A 25,585-nucleotide genomic window follows, 5' to 3' on the forward strand; every position below is an offset into this window, starting at 1 on the left:
GGGTGTCTGCTGGCGAACGTGCAAACAGGAGCCGCCGCAATCCGCGGCGGCGGAATGCACGTGTCGACGGCGACAAGCCACGGCTGCGCACCGTCCGCGAGACCTCCGCTGGCGGCCTGGTCGTCGACGGTCTCGACGGCCCACCGGCGATGCGGTGCGCTGCACTGATCGGGCGCACGGACCGTCGCGGCCGACTCCTGTGGTCGCTACCGAAGGGTCACATCGAGCAGGGTGAAACGGCCGAGCAGACGGCGATGCGTGAGGTCGCCGAGGAAACGGGCATCCGCGGCACGGTGCTCGCGTCGTTGGGCAGCATCGACTACTGGTTCGTCACCGAGGGTCGGCGAGTACACAAGACCGTTCACCACTACCTTCTTCGTTTCCTCGGCGGCGAGCTGTCCGACGAGGACGTCGAGGTCACCGAGGTGGCCTGGGTTCCGCTCAGCGAACTCCCGTCGCGGTTGGCCTATGCCGACGAGCGCAAGCTCGCTGCCATCGCAGGTCAGTTGATCGAGGATATGAGCGAGGCTGGGAAGAACGACGGCGGCACGAGCGAATCGGATCCCGAATCGCCTGACGGCCGGGAGTGAGAGTGCGGCTCTCCACGATCACCGCAGTCGCATCGACCGCACTCCTGGTGGCGTTCGCCCCTGGTATGGCATCGGCCCAGGATCTCGGTTCGCAGGAAAGCACCGCGCAGGAGAACACCGCGGGCGAGACCGATTCGGAGTCCGCCGAGTCCGAGCTTCCGCAGACGTCTCAGGGTGATGAATTCCTGTCATTGGCGATCGACACCGTTGCGCCGAGCACGGTCACCACCACCAGTGAACCGTTCGTCACAGTCCGAGCCACCGTGACCAACACCGGTGATCGACGCGTCGACGAGGTGGCCGTGCGCATGCAGAGCGCCGAAGCGATCGACCGGTCCGAGGAGCTTCGTACGTCTCTCGTGCCCGGTCGGCAGCAATACGACAACGTGGGTGACTTCGAGACGGTCAGTGCCGGTCTCGAGCGCGGCGAGAGCGCGCAGTTCGTCATATCGATGCCGCTTCGAAGCACGCTGGGGCCGTCTCTGGGTATCGACGAGCCCGGGGTCTATCCCCTTCTGCTCAATGTCAACGGCACGCCCGAGTTCGGCGGCGCCGCACGTCTCGACGATGCGCGCTTCCTGCTACCCGTCACCGGTGTACCGCGCGACCCGACGGCTCTGGACCCATTGGGTCCCGAGGCAGGCCCACAGGCACCGAGCACCGCTGACCCGGTGGCTACGACGGTGCTGTGGCCCCTCACCGACAAACCGCGGCTGGCAGCGGGAGTCCCAGGATCGATCGAGGACAGAGTACGACTGGTCGACGACGAACTCGCCGACGAGCTGGCCCCCGGCGGCCGGCTCGACCGGTTGCTCGGCGCCGTCGAGTTCGCCACTACCGAGCAGCTCGATCCCGACGGCCGGCTCGCCGAGAGCATGTGTCTCGCCGTCGACCCGGACCTTCTCATCACGGTCTCCAACATGACCCGCGGTTACTTGATCGTCGACGACCCCGCCGATCCGACGGGCCCGGCCCGCGAGGGTACCGGCGCTCAGGCCGCGTCCGACTGGTTGACGCGACTCGAGACTGTCACCGATTCGATGTGTGTGACGGCTGTGCCGTTCGCTCAGGTCGATCTCGACACCCTGGGCAACGTGGGCGACGCCTCACTCGCCTCTGCCGCGCTGGAATCGCCGGCGGACATCGTCGACACCCTCCTGGGAGTGACGTCGACGCGCGGCATCATCTGGAGTTCCTCCGGGCAACTCGGTGAGGCCGGTGCGGCGACAGTCCGATCGATCGGCCCTCGCACCGCGCTGCTCGCGGACAACAGCATCGCCCCAGCGGCGGGCGGAGCCGTCGCTGGCGTCGTCGGTGGCAACGATGTCCTCGCCGACCTCGCCGTCACCGTTTTCGATGCACCGACGGCGACGGCGCTGGCTGCGGTGGGTGATCAACCCGCTACTCCCGAGTTCACCCCCGACGAGCAGCGATACAACCTGACCGGGGACTCTCGGACCGCTCGACTGCAGGATGCGTTGGGCGCCGTCACCTATCAGGCGCTGTCGAAGCCGCAGGATTTCGGTGGGGGTCCGCCGCGAACGCTGACAATTGCGCCACCTCAATACTGGACAGCCGACGGTGACGAACCCGCCGCGGTGCTGTCCACTGTTTCGTCGTTGCTACGTTCCGGGCTTGCCACCCCCCGCCCGTTCGCAGAACTCGCCGCCGAGGAACCGAGTGGCCTGCCCGTCGAAACGCGAACCGTCGGCCAGGCCGGTCGGGACGTAGCGCTCGAAGATCGCGTCCGCGCGCAGAGCAAACGCATCGAAGCGTTGCGGGGCTCGCTCGTCGAAGCTCCACAATCGGAACTGACCCCGCAGCGCTACACCGCGCCGCTGCGCGAGGACCTGCTCCGCACCATCGGTACCGCGGACAGAGCCGCGGCGAACGTCCGCATGGACGGTGCCGAGGCAGGGCTGGACTCCATCTACCGTTCGGTGACGGTGCTCGCTCCCGGCGGCGTCTACACGCTTGCTTCAGAGCAGAGCCCGCTGCTACTCGTCGCCCGCAACGACCTGCCCGTAGGTGTCAACGTGCGCCTCGAGGTCGACGCACCGCCGGAGATGACCGTCACCGACGTCGGGGTGACGGCGCTGCCCGCTCGCGGAAGCCGCACGATCACCGTTCCCGCCCAGGTCGACGACAGCCGCAATCTCGCCGTCGACTTCTCGCTCACCACCCTCGACGGCCAACAATTGGGCGAACCGTCCACCGTGAACGTACGGTCGAACGCGTACGGACAGGCTTTGGCGATCATCACCGCCTCCGCAGGCGTTCTTCTGCTGCTGCTGGCGGGGCGTCGACTGTGGCACCGGTTCAAGGGTCAACCCGACCCAGCCGACGAAGGGTACGAACGGCCATGACGGGTAGAGACGTGCCCTACCGGGGTGGAGTGCCCTACGAGGGTGACGCCGCGCGCCTACCTGCCACACAGGTCTTCCGGAGATCCGCGCCGCCGCGGCAAGCACCGTGGGAACGACGGGCGAACGAGCCGCCGCGCGAGATGCGCAGCTATCCGGCTCCGCCGGCTCCCGACGGCGGCCCCGCGCCCGACAACTCGGTCACCCAGCTGATCCCGCGTTTCCGCGACGAGGACTATCCGCCCGCCGCGACGCCACCGCAGCAGGCGTCCGCGCCGGAGGAGCCGCCGGGCAAGCCACCGGCGAGACCGCAGAAGAGTTTGCTGGCGTCGACGGGATCGATCGCGATCGCCACCCTGGTCAGCCGTATCACCGGCTTCTTCAAGCAGATCGTGATGCTCGCGATTCTGGGTGGCGCGATCGCCAGTTCGTTCACATCCGCGACGATCCTGCCCAACATGATCTCCGAGCTGGTGCTCGGCGCAGTTCTCACGGCCATCGTCGTTCCGGTTCTGGTGCGGGCCGAGATGGAGGACGCCGACGGCGGTGCGTCGTTCGTTCGCAGGCTGTTCACCATCGCGTTCACGATGCTCGCCGTCGTCGCGTTGGTCGCGACACTGTTCGCGCCCCTGCTCAGCCGCATGCTCATCGACGAGAACGCCAAGGTCAGCAGCGAGCTGACCACCGCCCTGTCGTACCTGTTGCTGCCGGCAATCCTGTTCTACGGACTGTCCGGGCTGCTCACCGCGGTGCTGAATACTCGGCAGAATTTCAAGCCCGGTGCCTGGGCTCCAGTGTGGAACAACCTCGTCGTCCTCGGGATCTTCTCGCTGTACTTCTTCGTGCCCGGGGAGATCACGCTCGACCCGGTGCGGATGAGCGATCCGCACGTGCTCATCCTCGGACTGGGCGTGACCGCCGGTGTCATCACCCAGGTGCTCGCCCTGATCCCGGCGCTGAAGCGAGAAAAGATCGATCTCCGGCCGATGTGGGGATTCGATGCTCGACTCAAAGCGTTCGGCGGAATGGCTGTCGCGATCGTTCTGTACGTCGTCATCAGTCAGGCCGGCCTCGTCTTCGCGACCAGAATTTCTGCCGACGCCGACTCAGCCGGCCCGGCCATCTACTCCCAGGCCTGGATTCTGCTGCAACTGCCGTACGGCATCCTCGGTGTCACGGTGCTCACGGCAATCATGCCGCGACTGAGCCGCAACGCCGCCGAGGGCAACGACCCGGCCGTCGTCGACGATCTGTCCGTTGCCACGAGGATGACCCTCGTCGCTCTCGTGCCCATCGTCGTGTTTCTGACGTTCGCCGGGCCCTGGGTCGGTGAAGCACTGTTCGGTTTCGGTAACTTCGCGAACGAGGCCAGCCGTCTCGGCGAGGCCGTCAGCTGGTCGGCATTCACGCTGATCCCGTATGCGCTGGTGCTGATCCATCTCCGCGTGTTCTATGCCCGCGAGCAGGCCTGGACACCCACCTGGATCATTCTCGGCATCACCGGCGTCAAGATCGCGCTGTCGGCCCTGGCCCCTTTCGTGGCCAGTAGCGACCAGCAGGTGGTGCTGTGGCTCGGTGTCGCGAACGGGCTCGGCTTCGTCGTCGGCGCATGCATCGGTGGCTTCTTACTGCACCGGAGTCTCGGCGACCTACGAATGATCAACGTCGGCAAGACGATCTGGATGGTGTTGCTCGCATCCGCAGCCGGCGGCACCGCGATGCTCGCCATCGATCGCATCGCCGATCTCGAAGGACTGACCGAACCCCTCGGATCCATCGGAGCCATGCTCAGAGTCGGTTTCTGCGGTGTAATCATGCTCGGCATCACGTTTTCGATTCTGTGGTTCGGCAGAATCCCCGAAGTACTCGCCGTTACCGTCGCACTGCGCCGACTCGTGAATCGAGCGCGGGGAGTGGCGGCCACACCGCCCGAGCCGGTTGCACCCTTCGCCGAGGACAAGACCGAGACGATACCGGTCGTTACAGGTGCCGCTACATGGGAGACTGCAGGTCGACAACTCCCGTACCCTGGATCACGGCGAACCGGGACGCCGTCACCAGCAGGTATTCCTGAGCCGGGTAGACGTATGGGACGACCCGGGGCACAGACGCAAGAAGGAGCAAGAGTGACCGACGACGAAGTGGCTGGGGGGCCGGCCGAGTCCGTAGCGAACGGCACCGACCGAGCAACCGGTGGAGTCGAGGTGGACGAACGCACGAAGAAGACACCGATGCAGTCCACGTCTTCCACATCCGCCGCATCCACTACATCGTCGAAGAGCTCGAAAACCGAAGACGCCGTCAACGACGACGCCCCGGCCGAAGACGCGTCAACAGAGTCTGCCGAGGCAGCATCCGATGCGGACGCCACAGCGCCTGTCAACACAACGCCTGTCAACACAACACCCGACGGCACAGCACCCGACGGCACGGCACCTGACGCCGATTCCTCGGCCGAAGACGACTCCTCGGCTGAAGACTCGACTGAAGACACAGTCGAGGAGAAGACCGACTCGCAGGACAGCAGTGACCAGCACAGCGGTGACCAGGACAGCAGTGAAGACAGCGGTGACGAGCCCGCTGCCGATGCCGGTGCACCCACCGATGCCTCCGGTACGCCTGCGCAGACCGTGCCGACTCCACCGGCCGATGCTCCGCGCGCACCTCGCGGGCCGAAGCTCATTCCCGGCGCCTCGGTTGCCGGTGGCCGTTACCGACTGCTGGCTCCGCACGGCGGCGCCCGCGGTCTCAAGTTCTGGCAGGCGCACGACGTCAAGCTGGACCGGGAGGTCGCTCTGACCTTCGTCGATGCCGACCAGCAGGCGGGGGCACGTGCCTCCGACCGGGCCGAGGGCCCACAGGCGGTTCTGTCACGCACACTTCGGCTGGGACGTATCAACTCACCGGGTCTCGCCCGCGTACTGGACGTGGTCCGGGGCAGTTCCGGCGGAATCGTCGTCGCCGAATGGACGCCCGGTCGTTCTCTGCGTGAGATGGCGGACACCGTGCCCTCGCCCACCGGCGCGGCCCGTGCGATCAAGGTGCTCGCGGCTGCGGCCGAGGCAGCACATCGCAGCGGCGGTGCCCTGTCGATCGATCATCCTGATCGAATTCGAATCAGCAGTGACGGAAACGCCGTACTCGCCTTCCCGGCGACACTCGCCGACGCCGATCCCGGCACAGATGTTCGCGGTCTCGGCGCCATGCTTTACGCGTTGATCACGGCCCGATGGCCACTCGCGGACTCCGCCGGGCGACCCGACGGCCCACCGCGCTCGGTCGGTGGCCTCAAGCCCGCCGATCGTGACAGCGCCGGCGCCCCCGTGGAGCCTCGCAAGATCCGGCCCGATGTTCCGTTCGAGATCTCCGCAGTGGCGGTCCGCGCGCTCGAGCAGAACAGCGGCATCCGTACCGCTGCGACGGTTCAGCATGTCCTCGATCAGGCCGCTGTCGTCAACGACAAGACGGATCTGATGCCCGCACTGCGCCTCGGTCAACGCGCCCCAGGTGCAAGCGGGCATTCGCTCGCCGATCCGGAAGAGCTGAGCGCTCAACAGGAGCGGTCACGACGGACCAACATTGCGCTCGCCGTACTGGGTGTGCTGACGGTGGTCGTTCTCGGCTTTGCCGGCTACTGGCTGCTCACGCTCATTGCAGGCGGTAGCTCCGACGAACCGCTGACCTCACAGGACTTCGGCCTGACGACGGAGGAAACCGTCCCCGCCGAGCCGTCGGCACCCGACGCCAGCGCACCGCAGGCCGCTCCGGTGGCGCTGAGCGCGGTGGAAGTGTTCTCTCCTGACGGCAGCGCCGACAACTCCGGAACCGCGGACAACGCGATCGACAACGATCCCACGACGGTGTGGAGCACCGATTCCTACTTCCAGCCGTTCCCGGCCCTCAAGGACGGCGTGGGCCTCCTGGCGACGCTTCCGGCCTCGGAGGTCTTGACCAACGCTTACGTCAATACACCGACTCCCGGAACCGTCGTGGAAATCAGGTCGGCTTCCAGTGCTTCTCCGGACCTCGATGACACCACTGTCATCGGCCAAGCGACGCTCCGGGGCGGTGTCACCGAGATCCCGCTCGAGATGTCGGAGCCCACAAGTCATGTGCTCCTGTGGATTACCGACCTGAGCAGCGATGGTGGGCGCAACCAATCCACCATCGCCGATTTCGGTGTCTTTTCGCAACAGTGACGTATTCACCAGTTCGCATGCTGAACCCGCACAAAACGTGAAAACTTGACGGTTCCATAGTTGTCGACCGCGCACGTTGCCGGGAGCCGCACGCGTTCAGCGCGATGTCGTCGATCCCGAGTTCCTCGAAGAATCGGATGTAACTCGTTATTTGTCGCTTCTTCTGTAATCGGAGCCGCTCAGCGTCCCTCGGGTCGAACCGCCTCCGGAAGCAGATCCGGCGAATTTCGTTACCCGACACAGACACTCAGCGGGGGTCCTCGTCGGCATGATTGGGTGAACACCGTGGTGATGCGGACGGTACAGGGTCCGAAATCACCCCGCGAGGAGAACGGATCCGACGACTGGATCTCGGTCAACCGTGGCCCCTTACCCGTTGGAGGCAGACCCGTTCGAACTCGTCACCGGCGGCTCGGTGTACAGCGCGGCGCCGGCGGTGACACTCGCTCCTGCGGCCACGACCAGGGTGCGGGTGCCCGCGGGCATGCGGTGGTGTCGCCCGCGATCGAGACCCGCGACGAGCGCGGCAGTATGCATCGATTCGTCGTCCCCCACCGTGATCCGGGTTTCGGCGATCCCCAGTCGTTCGGCTAGGGCGAGACGGAATGCGGGGCGCGCCGGTGCTGCCACGATCGAGTCGACGTCGGACAACCGGAGCGACTCTCGGCGCAGGCATTCGGTGAGCGCGGCCACCGCCGCATCCGCATACCGTTCGTCCAGCACGTCTGACTCGGTGATCCGCAGGACGTTGCCGGTATCGACCTGCCCGACCGTGGCCCGGAACGACTCACCGCCGTCGGGAGTGTTGACCCACGACACGTGCCCGAGTCCAGGCTCACCGTCGATCCACCTGCAGAGCACCGCTCCCCCTGCCGCGGTGAACGGAAATCCCTCGCTCAGGTTGCGGCCCGGATCGGCGTCGCTGGCGACCACCAAAGCGTGCTCGATCGTGCCCGAGCGCAGGAACCCGTCGACGATCTGCAATGCGGTCAAGACTCCGCAGGTGCCGTTGGCGACGTCGAACGAGAACGTACCGTGGGCGTCCGGGTGTGGATTCTCGGGGTGGGCCCCGACATCTTCTTGGATCAGTGCGGCCAGGGCGGGCTCACCGAGGTTGCGGTCGCGGTACAGACCGGCATTGATGAGGAGGTCGAGGTCGCCGGCTTCCCGGCCGGCACGTTCGAGACAGTTCTTCGCCGCAGTCACCGCGACCTGGAGAGCGCTGTGCCGGTGGAGCCAACCGGCACGCGTGACCACCATCCGCTCAATGACCGTGCCCATAGCAACCCACCAATTCTTCGTCTACGGTCAGCAGAACCACACCGATCTCGAGGCCGGACGCCAGCGATATCAACGCCACGGTCTCGCCGGGTTGTATGCGCCCGGCTTCGAGTTCCTCGATGAGGGCCACGGTGTGGGTCGTCGATGCCGTGTTCCCGTAGCGATCGACGGTGATGACCGCGTCGTGACGCGGGGATTCACCGAACGAGGTCTCGAGCTCGGCCATGCCTTTCCGGATCGCTCGCGTCGAAGTCTGGTGCGCGATCAGGTGATCGATGTCGTGCAACGAGATCCCGACCGAGTCGAGGACCTCGTGCAGCAGCAGGGGTGTAGCGGCGATGGCTGCCTTCTGCAGCGCACGCGACTTGGTGAACATGCGGGCGCCGGGATCCTCACCCATCGGATATGCCAGGCACAGACGGCTGTGGTCCGCCACCGTCGTGAAGCCGGCGACCCGTATACCGCCGGAGCCGGCGGAAGCACGTTCGAGGACCAGCGCGGCACCCGCATCGCCCAACGTCAACGACGCCAGCTCACGGCTCATGACGTTACGGATGTGCTGGGCGGCGTTCTGACCGAGCTGGGAGATGTACTCGCCACTCACGACGAGGGCGCGCTCGATGATCCCCTGGCGAATCCAGTTGTTCACCACAGTCACCCCGGTGAGCATGCCCGCGCAGGCATTCGAGAGGTCGAAGGTCATGGCCTTGTCGGCACCGAGTGCGTGTGCGACCGCACCGCTCATCGTCGGCTCGAGCCATTGGGTGAGGCCGTTTCGGAATTTCGTGATGCTGCAACTGATCACGACGTCGAGCGAGTCCGCTGCCCGGCCCGACTTGGTCAGGGCGTCGAGTCCCGCGGTGACGGCCAGCGAGTAGGAATCCTCGTCTCCGACCGACACACGCCGCTCCCGCACGCCCGTCAGCCGTTCGAGATCGATGTTCGTCGAGTGGCGGGTCGACGCCATCAAGTCCTCGGTGGTGAGATGCGTGGCCGGCAGATGCCGGCCCGCGCCGGCCACTCGGGTCCGGTACGGCGCCCGCGGATCCTCCTCCTCGGTCTCCATGACGAGCCAGTGCTTGACCATGGTGTCGTCCACCTCCATCACTCACATACTCCCTTCCACCGTACGGCGAAACCAGAGCATTTGGGCCCTTCTCGCAGCCACTGTCGATAACCGATCGGCAGGCCGCCGAGCCGCGCTGATCGGAACGGAAGGAATGGCTATGCGCGCGCGACACATCATGAGCAGCCCGGTCACCACGGTGACCGAATCACCGGACCTAGTTGTCGTCAGCGAATCCAGGAGGCGAGTACGGCTGTGTCGGCCGATTCATCGGTGCACAGCGCCAGGACCGTGCGGAAGCCCTCGGCGATCGAGGACGTCAGCAACGCCGGATCGGGGACCGCCGCAACGTCGGCGTTGATGCCGATGCAGCACACGGACGTGTAGGACATCAACGTCACATTGAACGCGGACCCCAAGGTGGGACTGAAGGCGTAGTACCGCTCGATTTCTGCACCTGCCATGAAGAGTGGCACAGGCGAGCCCACCACGTTCGACGCGACGAAATCCACGTGCTTGAGCATGTTCCCCAGCGATGTCGCCGGGAGCAGGTTCAAGGCACCGGCGATCGTGGACGACAGGGGCACCGCGGGTTCGGTGCGCCACGCCTCCACCGTCGTACGGACCCGTCCCATCAATTGGGCCGGATCATCGATATCGGTGGGTAATGCGAAGCGCGCCAGCGTAATCCGGTTCCCACCGATCGGATCCTCTTCGGTGCGAAGACTGATCGGCAGCGTGAGCCTCAACGCCGGCGGTATCTCGGCGCCGTGAGCGCGGTGATAGTGCCGCATCCCGAGAAGAATCGACGCCAGGAATGCGTCGTTGATCGATCCACCTCCCGCTGCCGCTGCCGCGGTGAGTCCGCTGATCGGTACGTCGAGTGCCGCGTAGTGCCTGCGCGTGCTTCGCTCCGTCATCACCGGCGACATGGTCGAGAACACCGGCCGCGCGAACCTGACCGTCGATCCCACGACCGCTGCCGCCTCACGGACCGCGGCTGCCGGGTCCGACCAGAGCTTCCCGGCTCCCCGCACGGCCGAGGACACCGTCCGCCGGGCCAGTGCACCACCGGTCGCGCGGTACCAGGACAGACTGTCCGCCACGGAGGAGTCGGCCTCGGCCCCTGCGACTGTCGACGGGCGCGGGGTGTCGCCACGTGGCGTGCCCTCACGCGTGAAATCCATTATCTCCCTGGCGATCTGCATTCCACCGACGCCATCGGTCAGGGAATGATGAACCTTGATCACGAGAGCAGCCCGCCCGTCCGCGAGCCCGTCGAGCACGGTGAACTCCCACAATGGGCGGGCCGTGTCGAAGGCCGACATACCAGTGGTCCGGGCGAAATCCAGGACGCCGTCCCACCCGTCGCGGTCGGGCAACGTGAATCTCCGCAGATGCCAGCCGAGGTCGAAGTCGGGGTCGTCCACCCAGTGCGGCGGAACCGCGCCGAGCCGATCGATGACCACCTTGCGCCGGAAGATCGGGACCACGTCGACGCCACGCCGCATCATCCGGACGAACCGGGACCAATCGGGGCTCCGGTCGAGCACTGCCACTGCGACGATCGTCGAGCGCAGGACCGGATCCGCCTCCATCCTCCAGGACATGAAATCCGTCTGCGCCATGTATCGCGGCTTCGCCTTCGTCATATCCGATCCATTTCCCGTGCCTGCAGGGCGGCCGTCGCTCGCGGCCGGGTGCCGCCGCAGTCGAACTGCAGCACCTGCATTTCTACATCGGCATCACGTGCATCGGTGGAAGAATTCCCATCTCCTGTAGCCACAGGATGAACAGGTGAAGTTCGCTCAGCGGGCCAAAGTGGCCAAAGGCCCGACACCTGGCGGCGTAGACGGCCGATGCTGGACGTACCGATGCCGGAGCTCGGTGTCCGGACGAAAGGTCTTTTCGCAAGAGTGACATATTTACCAGTTCGCATGCTGAACCCGCACAGAACTTGAAAATTTGACGGTTCCATACTCAGCGGTCTCTATGCTCTAGGCTCTCTCGCAATGCGGTAATACGGGGGGGAGCCGTTTGCGTATGGGGGCAGTCGCATGGGGACAGTAGGTACGGACGGCGGCGCTGGGGGCTTGCTCGGTGAGCGCTCCGACGTCGAGTTGTTGACCGCGCACGTCGCCGGGGAGCCGCATGCGTTCACCACGCTCGTTCATCGGCATCACGAGCATCTGTGGATGACCGCACGCCGCACCAGCTACACGGCCGAGGACGCGGCCGATGCGCTGCAGGAAGCACTGCTGTCGGCGCATCGCACAGCGGCATCCTTTCGCGCCGATGCTGCTGTCCGAAGTTGGATGCACAAGATCGTGGTGAACGCGTGCCTCGACCGCATCCGGCGCAACCGGTCCAGGCCCACCACACCCCTTCCGGACGGTGACTCCTTCGATCTCGCCGATGCGCGCGATTCGATGGCCGATGTCGAGACCTCCATCGAGGTCCACACCGCGTTGATGTCCCTGGCCCCCGACCAGCGAGCTGCCGTGGTGGCGGTCGACATGGAGGGCTACTCGGTGGCCGATGCAGCCCGATTGCTCGGCGTCCCGGCGGGCACCGTCAAGAGTCGTTGCGCGCGCGGACGGTTGAAACTGGCGATCCGATTGCAGTTTCTGCGCGAGGACGGGAACCGATAGGACACTCGCCGCGTCTTACCATGTGTAGGAGGGACTTCGCACGGAGAGGAGACCGGCATGGCTGTCCACCGCACCGAGCCTCTACCCGAAGCGCCGTACTCGCTGGACCTTCTCGCAGATCTGCACGCGGGCGTCCTCTCCGAATCCGTCAGTGAACGCCTCTGGCCACTGGTTCGCCAGGATGACGCGGCGATGACCGTCATCACAGCACTCGACGAGGTCTCTGCCCACCTTCGCGATTTCGGAACTGACCATACGGTCGGTGAACCTATACCTCCCCAGGTTGCCGAGAAGATCGATCGAGCACTCGAGGATGCCACTGGCGCACCGACCGCTCCAGCCGAGGCCCCCACCGCCGTCACCACCCTCTCCTCGCGGCGCCGACCACGCGCCGCGATCGTGGTCGGTCTCGCAGCAACAGTCGTCCTTGCCATCGCGGTCACCACCGCCATCCTGATGCCGTCCTCCGGTGAGAACTCTTCCGAGACAATCGCCGACGGGTTGGTAGTCGATCCCGATTCCACCCTGGTCGTCGACTCGAGCGATATCGACGCGTCCTTCGCCTACCGGATCATGGCCGACCGCGACACGGTTCCCCTGCTGGGGTCGGAGGCTCTCGCGGATTGTCTCGCAGCCAACGGGTTCGGCGCTTCGTCCACAGTGCTCGGTGCGGCCCCGGTGGAATTGGACGGTCGCCAAGCGGTGGTGTTGGTGCTGCCGCAGAACTCCGCGACCCCAGGTTTGACGCTGCTTGCCGTCGGCCCCGATTGCGGCGTCGACAATCCAGCGACCCTGCTGCGGCGCGACCTCGACTGAGCCCTCCGCGCGCGACCGGTCGGACCTGCCACAGCCCTCGCCGAACGGGAACAACAGCCCTTACCCTTGTGTTGTCATGGATGTCCTCGGCAGACTCTTCTCGCCGCCGCAGGCGCCACGGAAGAACATCAATCGGAAGGTCCGCATGACTACGCCCAAGGTTCACGATCTCATCATCGTCGGCTCGGGACCCGCAGGTTACACCGCAGGCGTCTACTCGGCTCGGGCAGAACTCGAACCCCTGTTGTTCGAGGGCACACAGTTCGGCGGTGCCCTGATGACCACCACCGAGGTAGAGAACTTCCCCGGCTTCCGTGAAGGCATCATGGGACCGGACCTCATGGAGCAGATGCGTGAGCAGGCCAAACGTTTCGGTGCCGACATTCGCACCGAGGATGTGGAAGAGCTGGACCTGCGCGGTGACATCAAGACCGTCTCCGCCAACGGTCAGACGTACCAGGCCAAAGCAGTCATCCTCGCTATGGGTGCAGCTGCGCGATACCTCGGCATTCCCGGTGAGGAAAAGTTGCTGGGACGAGGCGTCAGCGCCTGCGCGACATGCGATGGCTTCTTCTTCCGCGACCAGGACATCGCCGTCATCGGCGGCGGCGACTCGGCCATGGAAGAGGCGACCTTCCTGACACGGTTCGCCCGCAGCGTCACGGTCATTCACCGCCGCAACGAGTTCCGCGCGTCGCGCATCATGCTCGAGCGCGCGAAGAACAACGACAAGATCACCTTCCTGACCAACACCAAGGTCAACGAAGTGCTCGGCGACACCTCCGTCACCGGGTTGACGCTCGAAGACGCGATCACCGGAGAGACGAGAACTCTCGACGTAACCGGAATGTTCGTTGCCATCGGCCACGATCCGCGCAGCGAGTTGGTGAAGGGACAGGTCGATCTCGACGAGGACGGTTACGTCAAGGTTGCTTCCCCTTCGTCCGCAACGTCGATACCCGGCGTGTTCGCCGCCGGCGATCTCGTCGACCACGTCTACCAGCAGGCGATTACCGCAGCTGGTACCGGATGTACCGCGTCCATCGACGCTGAGCGCTGGCTGGCCGAGCAGGGCGACATCACCAGCAACACGCTCGAGCATGCCGATCAACCTGTCGACGCCGTCACGGCCTGACCGAATACCCCACCGAGTTCACACTTCGTTTCAGATCTAGAGGAGAACCCATGTCCGATGACAAGAAGACCGTCACCATCACCGATGCATCTTTCGCCGACGATGTCCTGACCAGCGAGAAGCCAGTCCTCGTCGACTTCTGGGCCACCTGGTGCGGCCCGTGCAAGATGGTCGCCCCTGTGCTCGAGGAGATCGCGGCCGAGCACGCCGACAAGCTGACCGTCGCCAAGCTCGATATCGACGCGAACCCTCAGTCTGCTCGAGATTTCAAGGTGATGTCCATTCCCACGATGATCCTCTTCCAGGGTGGCAAGCCTGTGAAGCAGATCGTCGGAGCCAAAGGCAAGGCCGCGCTGCTCAAGGACCTCGACTCCGTATTGTGACGTGATCGCGCCAGGACTGTGGCCCACCGCTCGAGCGCGTGGATTGCGGTCCTGACGGTATTTTCTGCGACAATGATCCGATGTGCCGACACAGGGTCGGCACATCGGATTTGTGATCGACGCTTGGTTTCCGGTGGTGAGCAGGACTGCCGCACCCGGTTGGCTAGAGTCGATTCAGATTTCGTTCATTCTTGCGAGAGGCTTCGAGGTATGCACCGACTCAGTCACGGCGATTCCGGTCCCGCCGTCGCGGAGGTTCGGAGCACTCTCCTCTCACTCGGCTTCCTTCCCGACGATGCTCAGGACCGTGACACCGCGGGCGATCCCCTTCACTGGAGCGCTCCGGCATCTGACTACGACTCCGCCCTCGACGGCGCTGTCCGAGCATTCCAACAGCACCGCGGGTTGCTCGTCGACGGAATTGTCGGGCCGGCGACCTATCGGTCACTGAACGAAGCGTCCTACCGACTCGGTGCCCGCACCCTGATCTACCAGCTTTCGGCGCCGCTCTACGGCGACGATGTCGCGACACTGCAAACCCGTCTGCAGGATCTCGGTTTCTACAGCGAGCGCGTCGACGGCTATTTCGGGCCGAAGACCCACGAAGGACTGTCGTCCTTCCAACGCGAGATCGGCCTGTCGCCGGACGGTATCTGTGGCCCGGCAACCTTGCGCTCACTCGATTTGCTCGGCGCGCGAGTGACCGGTGGATCACCGCACGCCATCAGCGAGGAAGAACTGGTCCGCCAGTCGGGTCCTCAGCTGACCGGCAAGCGTATCGTGATCGATCCCGACCTGGGCGGCGCTGACACAGGACGGATCGTCGACGGAATCTATGGGCGGATCGCCGAGGCCGAGATCCTGTGGGATGTCGCCAGCCGACTCGAGGGTCGGATGGCAGCCACCGGAATGGAAACCTTTCTCTCTCGAGCGCGCGGCACCAACCCAAGTGTCGCCGAACGCGCCGAGACCTCCAACGCATTCAATGCTGATCTGATGATCTCCCTGCGTTGCGCTTCGAGCACCAGCCCTGCAGCAAACGGTGTGGCCAGCTTCCACTTCGGTAACTCACACGGGTCGACGTCGCTGATCGGCCAGGTTCTGACGGGATATGTGCAGCGTGAGATCGTTGCCCGCACACCGCTACTCGACTGCCGAAGCCACGGTCGGACGTGGGATCTGTTGCGCCTGACCGACATGCCGACGGTTCAGATAGACCTCGGATACCTCACCAACGCCTCCGACGTCGAGGTCTTGAGCGACCCACGTTCACGTGACGTGATCGCCGAGGCCATACTCGTCTCGGTCAAGCGTCTGTATCTCCTCGGCCAGGATGATCAACCGACCGGCACCTTCACCTTCGCGGAGCTCCTCGCAGAGGAGTTGGCCGCCGCGGACCGCGGCTGAGTTCAACTCGCAGCACCGGCTATCGCGGGACTCGAGCTCCGTACGCCGTTGTGCTCGACGAGGACACGCTGACGGTGTCCTTCTGCTCGATGTCGAGCATCGACAGGCTCGCCGCGATCAGCAGCTGTTCGAGCGCTGATTCCACGTCCTCTTTCCACCCGTGATCGCGATCCAACTCGAGCCGCAGCCGTGGGTAGCGGTGATGGGGTGCCACTACTTCGAACCCGGCCTTCTCGAGGAAATCGGCGTCGATCATGCACGTGGCGTCCGAACACCTCATCGAGGCACTCGCACGCGGACCGTCTGTCTCGTCTTCCGCTGTACGCCGGATTCCGAATGCCTCGAGGGCGCGTACACCTCGATTCACAAGATCGCTGACGACCGCGGCGATCAGTGATGCCGAGTGCGCGTCGCGGTCGGTGTCGGTCTCGATGCGCAATGTCGTCAACAGCACTGCATCCGGACTGACGGGAGAGGTGGGGAACGTCGCTGCTCTCGGTACTGCACTCGGTGGGGCATACAGGGCGCACCCGATGCTCTCGCCGCCGTCCGTCAACAACTGTCCGCATGATCCCCATTCGAGCATGATCATCGACAACCATGCCTCGTTCTCGAACTCGAGATCCAACGGAGACCCGTCCGCTTTGTCGGTCGCCGGATCGAGTACCCAGAACCGGCATCGGCGAGTGTGGCTGGGTAACCGATCGAACGAGTCCAACGTGACTCCGGTGACAAGCGTCGACACTGGTTACCTCAGCCTCCATACCCCGACAATTTCGGCCTCCGTGAGTGCCGGAAACCCGACCGCACCGCCACAGACTAAGCCACGGATACGTTCCGCGGCATGCCGAACACCACGAGACTCGAAAGTGCTGGTGTTCAACATATTTCGGCCCCATTCTGATCTTTGATCCAATAGATCCTGAACATATGTCACAGTGACGTAAATGCCGCGTATGGCGGTGCCTGAAATTTCGCGGCTATTTTTTCTTCTGGTCTTCCATCATCTCGACGATCCTCTGGAGATCGTCCACCGACCCGAACTCGACAACAATCTTGCCCTTCTTCTTGCCCAGGCTCACCGTCACACGGGTGTCGAACGAATCGGACAGCCTGTCGGCGACATCCTGAAGCCCCGGCATCTGTATCGGCTTGCGGCGAGGGGCTGGCGGGTGCGTCGTATCGTCATTGCGGTTGGCCAACGTCACAGCTTCCTCGGTGGCACGCACCGACAAGCCCTCGGCCACGATCCGAGCCGCCAAATGCTCCTGAGCCTCCGACCCGGCGTCGAGGGACAGCAGTGCACGAGCGTGACCCGCCGACAGAACGCCGGCTGCCACACGACGCTGCACGGGAATCGGCAGCTTCAGCAAGCGAATCATATTGGTCACGACCGGACGTGACCGTCCGATCTTCAGCGCAAGTTCCTCATGGGTCACGTCGAACTCTTCGAGCAACTGTTGATACGCCGCTGCCTCTTCCAAAGGGTTGAGTTGCACCCGATGGATGTTCTCGAGAAGCGCGTCTCGCAACATGGCATCGTCAGCGGTTTCCCGGATGATGGCCGGGATCGACTCGAGGCCGGCTTCCTGACTGGCGCGCCAGCGGCGTTCGCCCATCACCAACTCGTACGTTCCGCCCTCGACGGAGCGGACGACGATCGGTTGCATCAAGCCGAACTCACGGATCGAGTGGACGAGTTCCGCCAAGGACTCTTCGTCGAAAACAGTTCGTGGTTGCTTGGGGTTGGGGTGAATCAGCGAGGGCGGGATCTCTCGATACACCGCGCCGGCAGGGGAGAGGTCTTCGTCGGAGCTTCGTACTGGGGGAGCGGGCGTGGGGGCCGAGGCGGTCTTGTCACCTGAGGAGCCGGCAGGCCGAGTCAGGTCTGGGGCTCTACCCGCGGACCCCGAAGTATCCCGGCCGATGACGACATCTGCTGCCGCATTGCCGAGCCTGGGACCTGCTTCCGGTCCCGTCGGAATGAGTGCGGCGAGCCCTCGGCCGAGGCCACCCTTGCGTGTCTGACTCATCTGTTCTTGCGCTCCTGCGTTGTCTGCGGTGCCATGTTTGCGGACCGCGCTGCCAGCTCTCGACCTGCATCCAGGTAGCTCATTGCGCCACGAGAACCGGGGTCGTAATCGATCACGGTCATTCCGTAGCCCGGCGCCTCGGATACTTTGACGCTGCGCGGAATCACCGCACGCAATACGGCATCACCGAAGTGTTTACGAACCTCCTCGGCAACCTGGTCGGCGAGCTTGGTACGTCCGTCGTACATCGTGAGTATCACTGTGGAGACATGCAGCGACGGATTCAGGTGCGACTGGACTAGCTCGATATTCCGCAGAAGCTGACCCACGCCCTCGAGGGCGTAGTACTCACACTGAATCGGGATCAATACCTCGGTCGCGGCAACCAGCGCGTTGACGGTGAGAAGCCCCAGGGACGGAGGACAGTCGATCAGGACGAAGTCCACGTCGATCTCCGCAAGATCGGCCAGCGCAGTCTTGAGCCGACCTTCACGTGCCACCATCGACACCAGTTCGATCTCTGCTCCGGCGAGGTCGATGGTTGCTGGGATGCAGAGCAAACGTTCACTGTGGGGACTCTGTTGTATCGCCTCGGTCGCGCTGACTTCGCCGATGAGGACCTCATAGCTCGACGGAACCCCTGAGTGATGCTCGACGCCCAATGCAGTGCTGGCGTTGCCCTGAGGGTCGAGGTCCACGACGAGGACGGTGAGTCCCTGTATCGCGAGTGCGGCAGCGAGATTGACCGCTGTGGTCGTCTTGCCGACTCCGCCCTTCTGGTTGGCGATGGTCAACATCCGACGCTGCGCGGGCTTGGGGAGTGTCACGCTCCCTGGGTGCAGAATTTGACTTGCGCGCTGTGCGGCTGCACCGATTGGAGTGTCATCGGAAGAGATGCTGCTGTATTCGCCGAAACCAGAGCCACCCGTCGTCTTCGCTTCGGGACCACGGGTAGCTCGGCGCGCACCCTCGGTCGATTGCTCTGTTTCACGTGAAACAGTTGGATCGGATCCACCCGACATACGTGCTCCTCAATACGGAACTGGGTTGTTGAACAAGAACTGGATTGAAACAGATGGGTCTATCTACGGGGATGGCGTCGGGGAATCCGCTCCGCCCTAACCACGATAGTCGGCGTCGGCAACAGGTCGACACCACACTTCACAACCTCTAGCTTGCCAGCACCGATGCGACTAAGGGAAGCCCGATCCCTCTCGATCTCCTCCTCGGCGCTGCTTCCCTTCAGCGCGAGCATTCTGCCGTGCTCGTGGATGAGCGGCATGGACCATTTGGCAAGCTTCTCGAGCGGCGCCACCGCGCGGGAAGTCACCACGTCGGCACCTCCCGCTTCCTTGATCACTCCCGGTTGCTCCGCACGACCACGTACGACCAGTACATCGAGATCGTGGGAATCGACGAACTCCGCGAGATACACCGTTCGTCGAAGCAGGGGTTCGACGAGCGTCACACGTAGATCGGGACGCGCTATAGCAAGCGGTATCCCGGGGAGTCCAGCGCCGCTTCCGACGTCGACAACGCGCTCCCCTTCGTCGATCAGTTCGCCTATGACAGCGCAGTTCAGAATGTGACGTTCCCACAAGCGAGGAACCTCGCGAGGCCCGATGAGTCCGCGTTCCACGCCCGCTGTGGCGAGAGACTCGTGATACTGCACGGCAAGTTCGAGGCGCGGACCGAACACGCGCTCAGCGATCGCCATCAATTGTTCTTCGTCCAACGCGTCAGGTTCCACGCCTATCATCTTCCCGCGTCCCGGGGTACTTCGCCAAACTCCGGAGTGAACTTCGGCGCCCATTGCCCGTGTTGTCCGATCTGGATGGAAGATTCTGGAGCTCTGCGACACATCGTGCTTGGCGGTGTTTCACGTGAAACAGGAATTGTGCGCCCAGCCGACCTCGGTGGTTCTTCAAACGAAACGAGTACGGGACGTTTCACGTGAAACAGCCAGGCTTTGCGAGCGTGAAGGGGCGTCCACCGCACGAGCATGTACAGGGTTCCTACAACGGGTGCGGGGTTCCAACTCCGTCGCCCCGGGTGGCAGCCAGCATCCGATCATGTTTCACGTGAAACGGTCGGTCCTGCTATCGCCATACAAGTTCGCCATATATCGGACCGCAGTGACCTAACCGCTTCTACAAGAGGCGACTGACACCGACAGGACGGTCCGAACTGAAGTCGAACTTCGGCGATACGACGTATCGATCTACCGCACGATGTGTTCGCGAGACTCTAGAGACACCGATGGAACTGAACACTCGAATTCGGCCGGACGCACGATCTCGTTGTGACGCCGTCCTCGAGAACCCACATCACCGACGCATTCATCTCTACGGTGTTTCACGTGAAACAACTAGCCCTGATAGTGCGGGGGACTGGCTCGTCGTATCGATCCTAGGTGCGCATCCATCGGTAGCGAAAAGGAAGCGGATCAGGTTTCACGTGAAACATCGTGCAGTTCACGTCCGTCACAGTGACGTTTCTAGCCGTCCCCAGTCTTCGTGGGCCCACAAGATCAAAATCGAACTACATCGTTGAAATTCACGAGATCGTCTCGGAGAAACAGAAGAGCCCCCAGCCGGTGGCTGGGGGCTCCTGCTCTGTATGTGCGATCAGGACTTCATGTGCGATCAGGACTTCACAACAACAACCCGTCGTGAAGGCTCGACGCCGGTGCTCTCACTGTCGACGCCATCGATTCCCGCGACCGCGTCGTGCACGATCTTGCGCTCGAACGGAGTCATAGGTACGAGCTCCTCGCGATCCCCAGTCTCCAGAACGCGACGCGCGGCCTCGATGCCGAGTGCGCTCAACTCGCTCCGGCGACCCGCTCGCCACCCGGCAACATCGAGCATCAGCTTGCTGCGCTCACCCGTCGACTGCTGGACCGCCAGGCGAGTGAGTTCCTGGAGAGCATCCAGAACCTCGCCTTTACGCCCCACGAGCTTCGTGAGATCGCTGCCACCATCGATACTCACTACAGCACGGTCGCCCTCGACGTCGAGATCGATATCTCCGTCGAAGTCCAAAACGTCGAGAAGCTGCTCCAAGTAGTCTCCGGCGATCTCGCCTTCCTCCACCAGATAGTCTTCTGAATCCTCGTCATCGTCCAGATCGGCAGATGCCACGTCCTCGGGTTCGCTCACCTTCGACTCGTCGCGGTCGTCCACACTGCTGTCGGACTGTTCTGTCTCCACTGCCACGACTTCACTCGCTCCATCCCCAGCGCTCACTGCGTTGTGCGTATTGGATACTTCAGTTTCTGCAGACATGTTCGGTCCTCGATCCTGTGGCGTCAGCGACGCTTCCGCTTGGACTTGCTGCGGTTGGTCTGGGGACGCGGCTTGGGCTTCGATCCCGAACTGTTCGTCGACGACGTCTTGCGGGGCGAAGACTTGGTCGACCCGCTATCGACTTCACCATCAGAGACCGCATCATCAGCGTCATTCTCGACCGCGGTCATCTTCGACAGCTTCGGTCGAGCTCCCGGCTTGGGCTTGGTAACGGGCTTGACCCCTGGCTTCGGCCCATTCTCCGCGCGCTTCTCGACAGCCACCTGCTTCTTCGCAGCCTCTTCTTTGTCGATCTTGCCGAACACCAGGTGTTGCTGCCCGTATGTCCAGGCGTTGTTGCTGACCCAGTACAGGAGGATGGCGATAGGCAGGAATGCACCGAAGGCAAGAACACCCAGCGGGAAGACATAGAGAGCCAGCTTGTTCATGATCGCCGACTGCGGATTGGCCGCTGCGGCCTCGCTCTGGCGCGCAACAGAGGCGCGAGAGTTCATGTGGGTGGCGATGGCGGCGATGATCATCAGCGGGATCGAGACCAAAGCGATGGTCAGCGTCGACGGCACACCCAGGCCCAGAGCGGGGTTGGCATACGCCTCCAGCTGGCTCTGCGGGCTGGTGATCATCGCGGAGATGGGTGCGCCGAACAGTCGCGCGTCGAGGAAGGAGTTGACGTCCTCGACGCTGAACGCGTAGTTGGACAATTCGCGGTTCTCGGCGGGCGTCAGACCCAGCTGGCCGAATCCGGTGCCGGTGCGGTTGAACGAGCGCAGCACGTGGAACAGGCCGATGAACACAGGTGCTTGTGCAAGCACCGGAAGGCAGCCCATGATCGGGTTGAAGCCGTGCTCTTTCTGCAGCTTCTGCATCTCGACAGCCATCCGCTGCTTGTCCTTGCCGTACTTCTTCTGCAGCGCTTTGATCTGAGGTTGCAGTTCCTGCATCTGCCGCGTCGTGCGAACCTGCTTGACGAACGGCTTGTACAGAAGGATTCGAAGCGTGAAGACGAGGAACACCACGGACAGCGCCCATGCGAATCCATTGTCGGGACCCAGCACGGCGCCGAAGACTCTGTGCCACACCCAGAGAATCCAGGAGACCGGATAGTAAATGAAATCGAGCACGGCTCTATGTACTCCTCTGTTCGTCCACTTTCACAACCAAGTGGATGTCTTGGGTCGAAGTCTGTTCGGCAACACCACGATCTCGGTATCTCCACGAACCGCGTTCGGGTACCGGATCCCACCCACCAGGGTGCCAGGGTGCACATTTGAGAAGCCGTACGACGGCCAGAAGGGAACCTTTGACGGCTCCATGAGTCTTCAACGACTCGACTGCGTACTCACTGCACGTGGGAGAGAAACGGCAGGTTGGCAGTCTGAGTGGAGACACATACGTGCGATACAACTCGATACAGAAGATCAGTGTCCGCGCCGGGAGCAAACGGATGAAACGCAGAAATCTCATGGACGCGCATCTTTCGCAACCGACGTCTCCGCCGGGACAAGGTAACCGAGCTTCTTCAGTCCGGACCGCAACTGTCGATGCAGATCAGCAGACGACGAATCTGCTGCACCTGGCAGAGCACGAACAACCACATCGACAGTCGGTGGCACATCCGAGAGTATCTGCGCACAGATATGCCGAAGCCGGCGCGCAACTCGATGACGAGTTACCGCCGGCCCGACAGCTTTGCTGACGATCAGTCCGAATCTTGGCTTGCCGACGCTGAAGACACAACTTGCATCGTCACGCGTGTATGCGTGGACAACCAAGTCTTGTCTTCCTATTCGTCGGCCTCGACGCACAGCTCGCGAGAAATCAATGCTGCTGTGCAGTCTGTGCGGCTCAGGTAACACCCCGAGCTCCGTAACTTCAGACGAACGATGAATCAGGCGGTAAGAGCCTTGCGGCCCTTGCCGCGTCGCGCAGCAACGATCGAACGACCTGCACGCGTACGCATACGAAGGCGGAAGCCGTGAACGCGCGCGCGGCGTCGGTTGTTCGGCTGGAACGTCCGCTTGCCCTTGGCCACGGTCAACACTCCTCGAAAATCATCGGCGCCACACTGGGCGCCTACTGGCGGTAGTAGCGAGTCCGGTCGGACCCGAGTTACACCCCGATAGCGAGTCATCCGAGTGAAGACAGACTGTAAGCAGCCAGCATGCATCGGCCACCTCGCCGTTGGGTGACTGTTCGACAGTACTGACCTCATCGACGGTGGTCAAACTCGTCGGCGTCAAAGGTTGAGACTACATCCGTGTAATTCATCCACAGGCTTGGGGACAACGGTGTGTGGACAACTCGTTCGCGCCGATTCAACGCCGGTATCCACAGGTCGTTGCCGTAGCTCGAGAATATGCAATTCCGCAAAACTGCAGGTCACAGCGTACAAGTTTCAAGATCGACGCGTGAACCGACCGGATGGGGTGACAGCGATGTCGTTCATCCACACCTGTGGATAATTGTGTGGAAACACCGGCCAGGTGGCATATTCGTACCAGGCACACATATTCCTGATCGATCATGACTCCCCGAAGCGTTCGTCGTCGGGGACGTTAGTCGAACGCAGCGGACCGCGGGGCCTTTTATGGCTCTTTTTGCCGCCGACTGCACATTTTTGATTCGAACGTCCGAAGGGGAGGCACCGTGAACGACGATCCGGGTGCGTTGGCGCGCGTCTGGCCGGAGGTTGTCACGGAGTTGACGTCCGACCGGCACAGCGGACAACCACTGACAAAAGGACAGAAGGCTTGGCTGGCGTTGGTCGAGCCATTGACCCTGACGCAGGGATTCGCCCTGCTCGCCGTGCCGTCCTCATTCGCTCAGGAGGCAATCGAACGCGATCTCCGTGAGCCGATTCTGCACGCCCTGGGTCGACACCTCGGCCAGGGTGTCGAAGGACTGGGTGTCCGCATCTCGGCGCCCGAGGAGGACAAATCCGACCAGGAGCGGACGCCCCACCCCGAAACACCGAGCTCGCCGACCTACCGTCGCCGATTCTTGAACAGCACGGACCTCGAACCCTCCGACTCGGAAACCGCGGACTACGAGGAAGTCGACGACGAAAGAGAAGCACTCGCCAGTGTGCAGAACTCGTGGCCGACGTACTTCACCAAGCCGCCCGAATCGTCCACGCCGACGCCCGGTGCCGGCAGCTTGAACTCCAAGTACACCTTCGACACCTTCGTCATCGGAGCATCCAACCGTTTCGCCCATGCAGCAGCAGTAGCGATCGCCGAAGCCCCCGCCCGTGCCTACAACCCCCTGTTCATATGGGGAGCATCCGGCCTCGGCAAGACACACCTACTGCACGCAGCCGGTCACTACGCCCAACGCCTCTTTCCCGGTATGCGAGTGAAGTACGTCTCCACGGAGGAGTTCACCAACGACTTCATCAACAGCCTCCGCGACGACCGAAAAGTTGCCTTCAAGCGTCGCTACCGGGAAACCGACGTGCTACTCGTCGACGACATCCAGTTCATCGAAGGCAAGGAAGGTATCCAGGAGGAGTTCTTCCACACCTTCAACACCCTTCACAATGCAAACAAGCAGATCGTCGTGTCGTCCGATAGACCCCCAAAGCAGCTGGCAACCCTCGAGGAACGCCTGCGTACGCGCTTCGAATGGGGCCTCATCACCGATGTTCAGCCGCCAGAGCTCGAAACCCGGATCGCCATTCTCAGCAAGAAGGCCCGGATGGATCGGCTCGACGTACCCCATGACGTGCTCGAACTGATTGCCAGTCGAATCGAACGCAACATTCGAGAACTCGAGGGCGCACTCATTCGCGTGACAGCATTCGCGTCGTTGAACGGGCAGGCACTCGATCTCACTCTCGCCGAGGTCGTCCTGCGCGACCTCATGCCGGACTCCAGCAGCCTCGAGATCAACGCAGCGACCATCATGGCCGTCACTGCGGAGTACTTCAACACCTCCATCGACGATCTCTGCGGGCCGGGTAAGGCGCGCGCTCTCGCCATGGCCAGGCAGATTGCCATGTATCTCTGCCGCGAACTCACCGATCTCTCGTTGCCCAAGATCGGCCAGACATTCGGCCGCGACCACACCACCGTCATGTATGCGGACAAGAAGATCCGCAAGGAGATGACCGAGCGCCGCAAGGTCTACGACCAAGTGCAAGAACTGACTGCACGCATCAAGCAACGATCCAAGCGGTAGCTCTCGAGCGAAATCGAACCGGGTCCGATTCCAATTGGACCCGGTTTCGGGCACCTCTCCAACCGATTTTTTGTTACTTGAATCGTTGATTCACACCTGTGGATAACCATGTGGATAAGCCGATACAACTGGGGATGAATTGTGCAGTGCTGTGTACGGCTGTGATCTGTCCAC

Annotated in this window: 21 protein-coding genes; 9 read left to right on the plus strand and 12 right to left on the minus strand. The window is 63.2% G+C overall.

Annotated features, from left to right (window positions below; translation table 11 throughout):
* The first annotated feature begins 2 nt into the window (after positions 1–2).
* Genes J1M86_RS03245 through J1M86_RS03255 form a run of 3 tightly spaced genes read left to right on the plus strand, consistent with a single transcriptional unit; the run spans position 3 to position 7,152 of the window.
* A complete protein-coding gene (locus J1M86_RS03245; RefSeq protein WP_075837752.1) occupies positions 3–590 on the plus strand; it encodes an NUDIX hydrolase in 588 nt (195 codons plus the stop codon).
* A 2-nt stretch (positions 591–592) separates the two neighbouring features.
* Positions 593–2,956: a DUF6049 family protein gene (locus J1M86_RS03250; RefSeq protein WP_307786515.1), complete on the plus strand. Its 2,364-nt coding sequence runs from the start codon at positions 593–595 to the stop codon at positions 2,954–2,956.
* Entirely contained in the window at positions 2,953–7,152 is a 4,200-nt protein-coding gene (locus J1M86_RS03255) for a lipid II flippase MurJ (RefSeq protein WP_206508801.1), read from the plus strand. The genes J1M86_RS03250 and J1M86_RS03255 overlap by 4 nt, the downstream gene beginning before the upstream one ends.
* A 369-nt stretch (positions 7,153–7,521) precedes the next feature.
* Here J1M86_RS03255 and J1M86_RS03260 read toward each other — a convergent pair whose 3' ends face one another.
* The 3 genes from J1M86_RS03260 to J1M86_RS03270 all read right to left on the minus strand — a co-directional run bounded on the left by J1M86_RS03260 (position 7,522) and on the right by J1M86_RS03270 (position 11,151).
* Positions 7,522–8,433 carry a 3-oxoacyl-ACP synthase gene (locus tag J1M86_RS03260; RefSeq protein ID WP_206508802.1) on the minus strand — a complete coding sequence of 304 codons (912 nt, stop codon included), beginning with the start codon at positions 8,431–8,433 and terminating at the stop codon, positions 7,522–7,524.
* Positions 8,417–9,520 (minus strand): 3-oxoacyl-ACP synthase III family protein, encoded by a 1,104-nt coding sequence (locus J1M86_RS03265; RefSeq protein ID WP_083667308.1) that lies wholly within the window; start codon positions 9,518–9,520, stop codon positions 8,417–8,419. Before J1M86_RS03265 ends, J1M86_RS03260 begins: the two co-directional genes overlap by 17 nt.
* Before the next feature lie 206 nt (positions 9,521–9,726).
* Positions 9,727–11,151, minus strand: a complete 1,425-nt coding sequence (locus J1M86_RS03270) for a wax ester/triacylglycerol synthase domain-containing protein (RefSeq protein ID WP_241259525.1) — start codon at positions 11,149–11,151, stop codon at positions 9,727–9,729.
* 405 nt (positions 11,152–11,556) lie between these two features.
* On the opposite strand from J1M86_RS03270, the gene sigM reads away from it, so the two are divergent.
* From sigM to J1M86_RS03295, 5 genes are all read left to right on the plus strand, one after another.
* The gene (gene sigM, locus J1M86_RS03275) at positions 11,557–12,150 is read left to right on the plus strand and encodes an RNA polymerase sigma factor SigM (protein WP_075837749.1); all 594 of its coding nucleotides are present in this window, start codon (positions 11,557–11,559) and stop codon (positions 12,148–12,150) included.
* Between the two features lie 57 nt (positions 12,151–12,207).
* Positions 12,208–12,966 (plus strand): hypothetical protein, encoded by a 759-nt coding sequence (locus J1M86_RS03280; RefSeq protein ID WP_206508803.1) that lies wholly within the window; start codon positions 12,208–12,210, stop codon positions 12,964–12,966.
* A gap of 145 nt (positions 12,967–13,111) precedes the next feature.
* Complete coding sequence (gene trxB, locus J1M86_RS03285; protein WP_206508804.1) at positions 13,112–14,101, plus strand: thioredoxin-disulfide reductase; 990 nt, start codon at positions 13,112–13,114, stop codon at positions 14,099–14,101.
* A 50-nt stretch (positions 14,102–14,151) separates the two neighbouring features.
* Positions 14,152–14,484, plus strand: a complete 333-nt coding sequence (trxA, locus tag J1M86_RS03290; protein ID WP_075837747.1) for a thioredoxin — start codon at positions 14,152–14,154, stop codon at positions 14,482–14,484.
* A gap of 210 nt (positions 14,485–14,694) precedes the next feature.
* Positions 14,695–15,891 (plus strand): N-acetylmuramoyl-L-alanine amidase, encoded by a 1,197-nt coding sequence (locus J1M86_RS03295; RefSeq protein ID WP_206508805.1) that lies wholly within the window; start codon positions 14,695–14,697, stop codon positions 15,889–15,891.
* Positions 15,892–15,910: 19 nt separating this feature from the next.
* Here J1M86_RS03295 and J1M86_RS03300 read toward each other — a convergent pair whose 3' ends face one another.
* From J1M86_RS03300 to rpmH, 9 genes are all read right to left on the minus strand, one after another.
* The gene (locus tag J1M86_RS03300; RefSeq protein ID WP_206508806.1) at positions 15,911–16,636 is read right to left on the minus strand and encodes a GNAT family N-acetyltransferase; all 726 of its coding nucleotides are present in this window, start codon (positions 16,634–16,636) and stop codon (positions 15,911–15,913) included.
* A 235-nt stretch (positions 16,637–16,871) separates the two neighbouring features.
* A complete protein-coding gene (locus J1M86_RS03305; RefSeq protein WP_206508807.1) occupies positions 16,872–17,924 on the minus strand; it encodes a ParB/RepB/Spo0J family partition protein in 1,053 nt (350 codons plus the stop codon).
* Positions 17,921–18,946 carry a ParA family protein gene (locus J1M86_RS03310; protein ID WP_206508808.1) on the minus strand — a complete coding sequence of 342 codons (1,026 nt, stop codon included), beginning with the start codon at positions 18,944–18,946 and terminating at the stop codon, positions 17,921–17,923. The genes J1M86_RS03305 and J1M86_RS03310 overlap by 4 nt, the downstream gene beginning before the upstream one ends.
* Positions 18,947–19,005: 59 nt before the next feature.
* Complete coding sequence (gene rsmG / locus J1M86_RS03315; protein ID WP_206508809.1) at positions 19,006–19,683, minus strand: 16S rRNA (guanine(527)-N(7))-methyltransferase RsmG; 678 nt, start codon at positions 19,681–19,683, stop codon at positions 19,006–19,008.
* An 886-nt stretch (positions 19,684–20,569) separates the two neighbouring features.
* A complete protein-coding gene (locus J1M86_RS03320; RefSeq protein ID WP_083667290.1) occupies positions 20,570–21,211 on the minus strand; it encodes a R3H domain-containing nucleic acid-binding protein in 642 nt (213 codons plus the stop codon).
* Between the two features lie 23 nt (positions 21,212–21,234).
* Positions 21,235–22,353 (minus strand): membrane protein insertase YidC, encoded by a 1,119-nt coding sequence (yidC, locus tag J1M86_RS03325; RefSeq protein ID WP_206508810.1) that lies wholly within the window; start codon positions 22,351–22,353, stop codon positions 21,235–21,237.
* Between the two features lie 4 nt (positions 22,354–22,357).
* A complete protein-coding gene (gene yidD, locus J1M86_RS03330; RefSeq protein WP_206508811.1) occupies positions 22,358–22,696 on the minus strand; it encodes a membrane protein insertion efficiency factor YidD in 339 nt (112 codons plus the stop codon).
* Entirely contained in the window at positions 22,693–23,088 is a 396-nt protein-coding gene (rnpA, locus tag J1M86_RS03335) for a ribonuclease P protein component (RefSeq protein WP_075837743.1), read from the minus strand. Before rnpA ends, yidD begins: the two co-directional genes overlap by 4 nt.
* Positions 23,089–23,120: 32 nt before the next feature.
* Positions 23,121–23,264 carry a 50S ribosomal protein L34 gene (gene rpmH / locus J1M86_RS03340; RefSeq protein ID WP_206508812.1) on the minus strand — a complete coding sequence of 48 codons (144 nt, stop codon included), beginning with the start codon at positions 23,262–23,264 and terminating at the stop codon, positions 23,121–23,123.
* Positions 23,265–23,878: 614 nt separating this feature from the next.
* On the opposite strand from rpmH, the gene dnaA reads away from it, so the two are divergent.
* Positions 23,879–25,411, plus strand: a complete 1,533-nt coding sequence (gene dnaA, locus J1M86_RS03345) for a chromosomal replication initiator protein DnaA (protein ID WP_206508813.1) — start codon at positions 23,879–23,881, stop codon at positions 25,409–25,411.
* Positions 25,412–25,585 lie beyond the last annotated feature (174 nt).

The sequence above is a fragment of the Rhodococcus sp. KRD197 genome (assembly GCF_017168235.1).
Classification (GTDB): Bacteria; Actinomycetota; Actinomycetes; order Mycobacteriales; family Mycobacteriaceae; genus Rhodococcoides.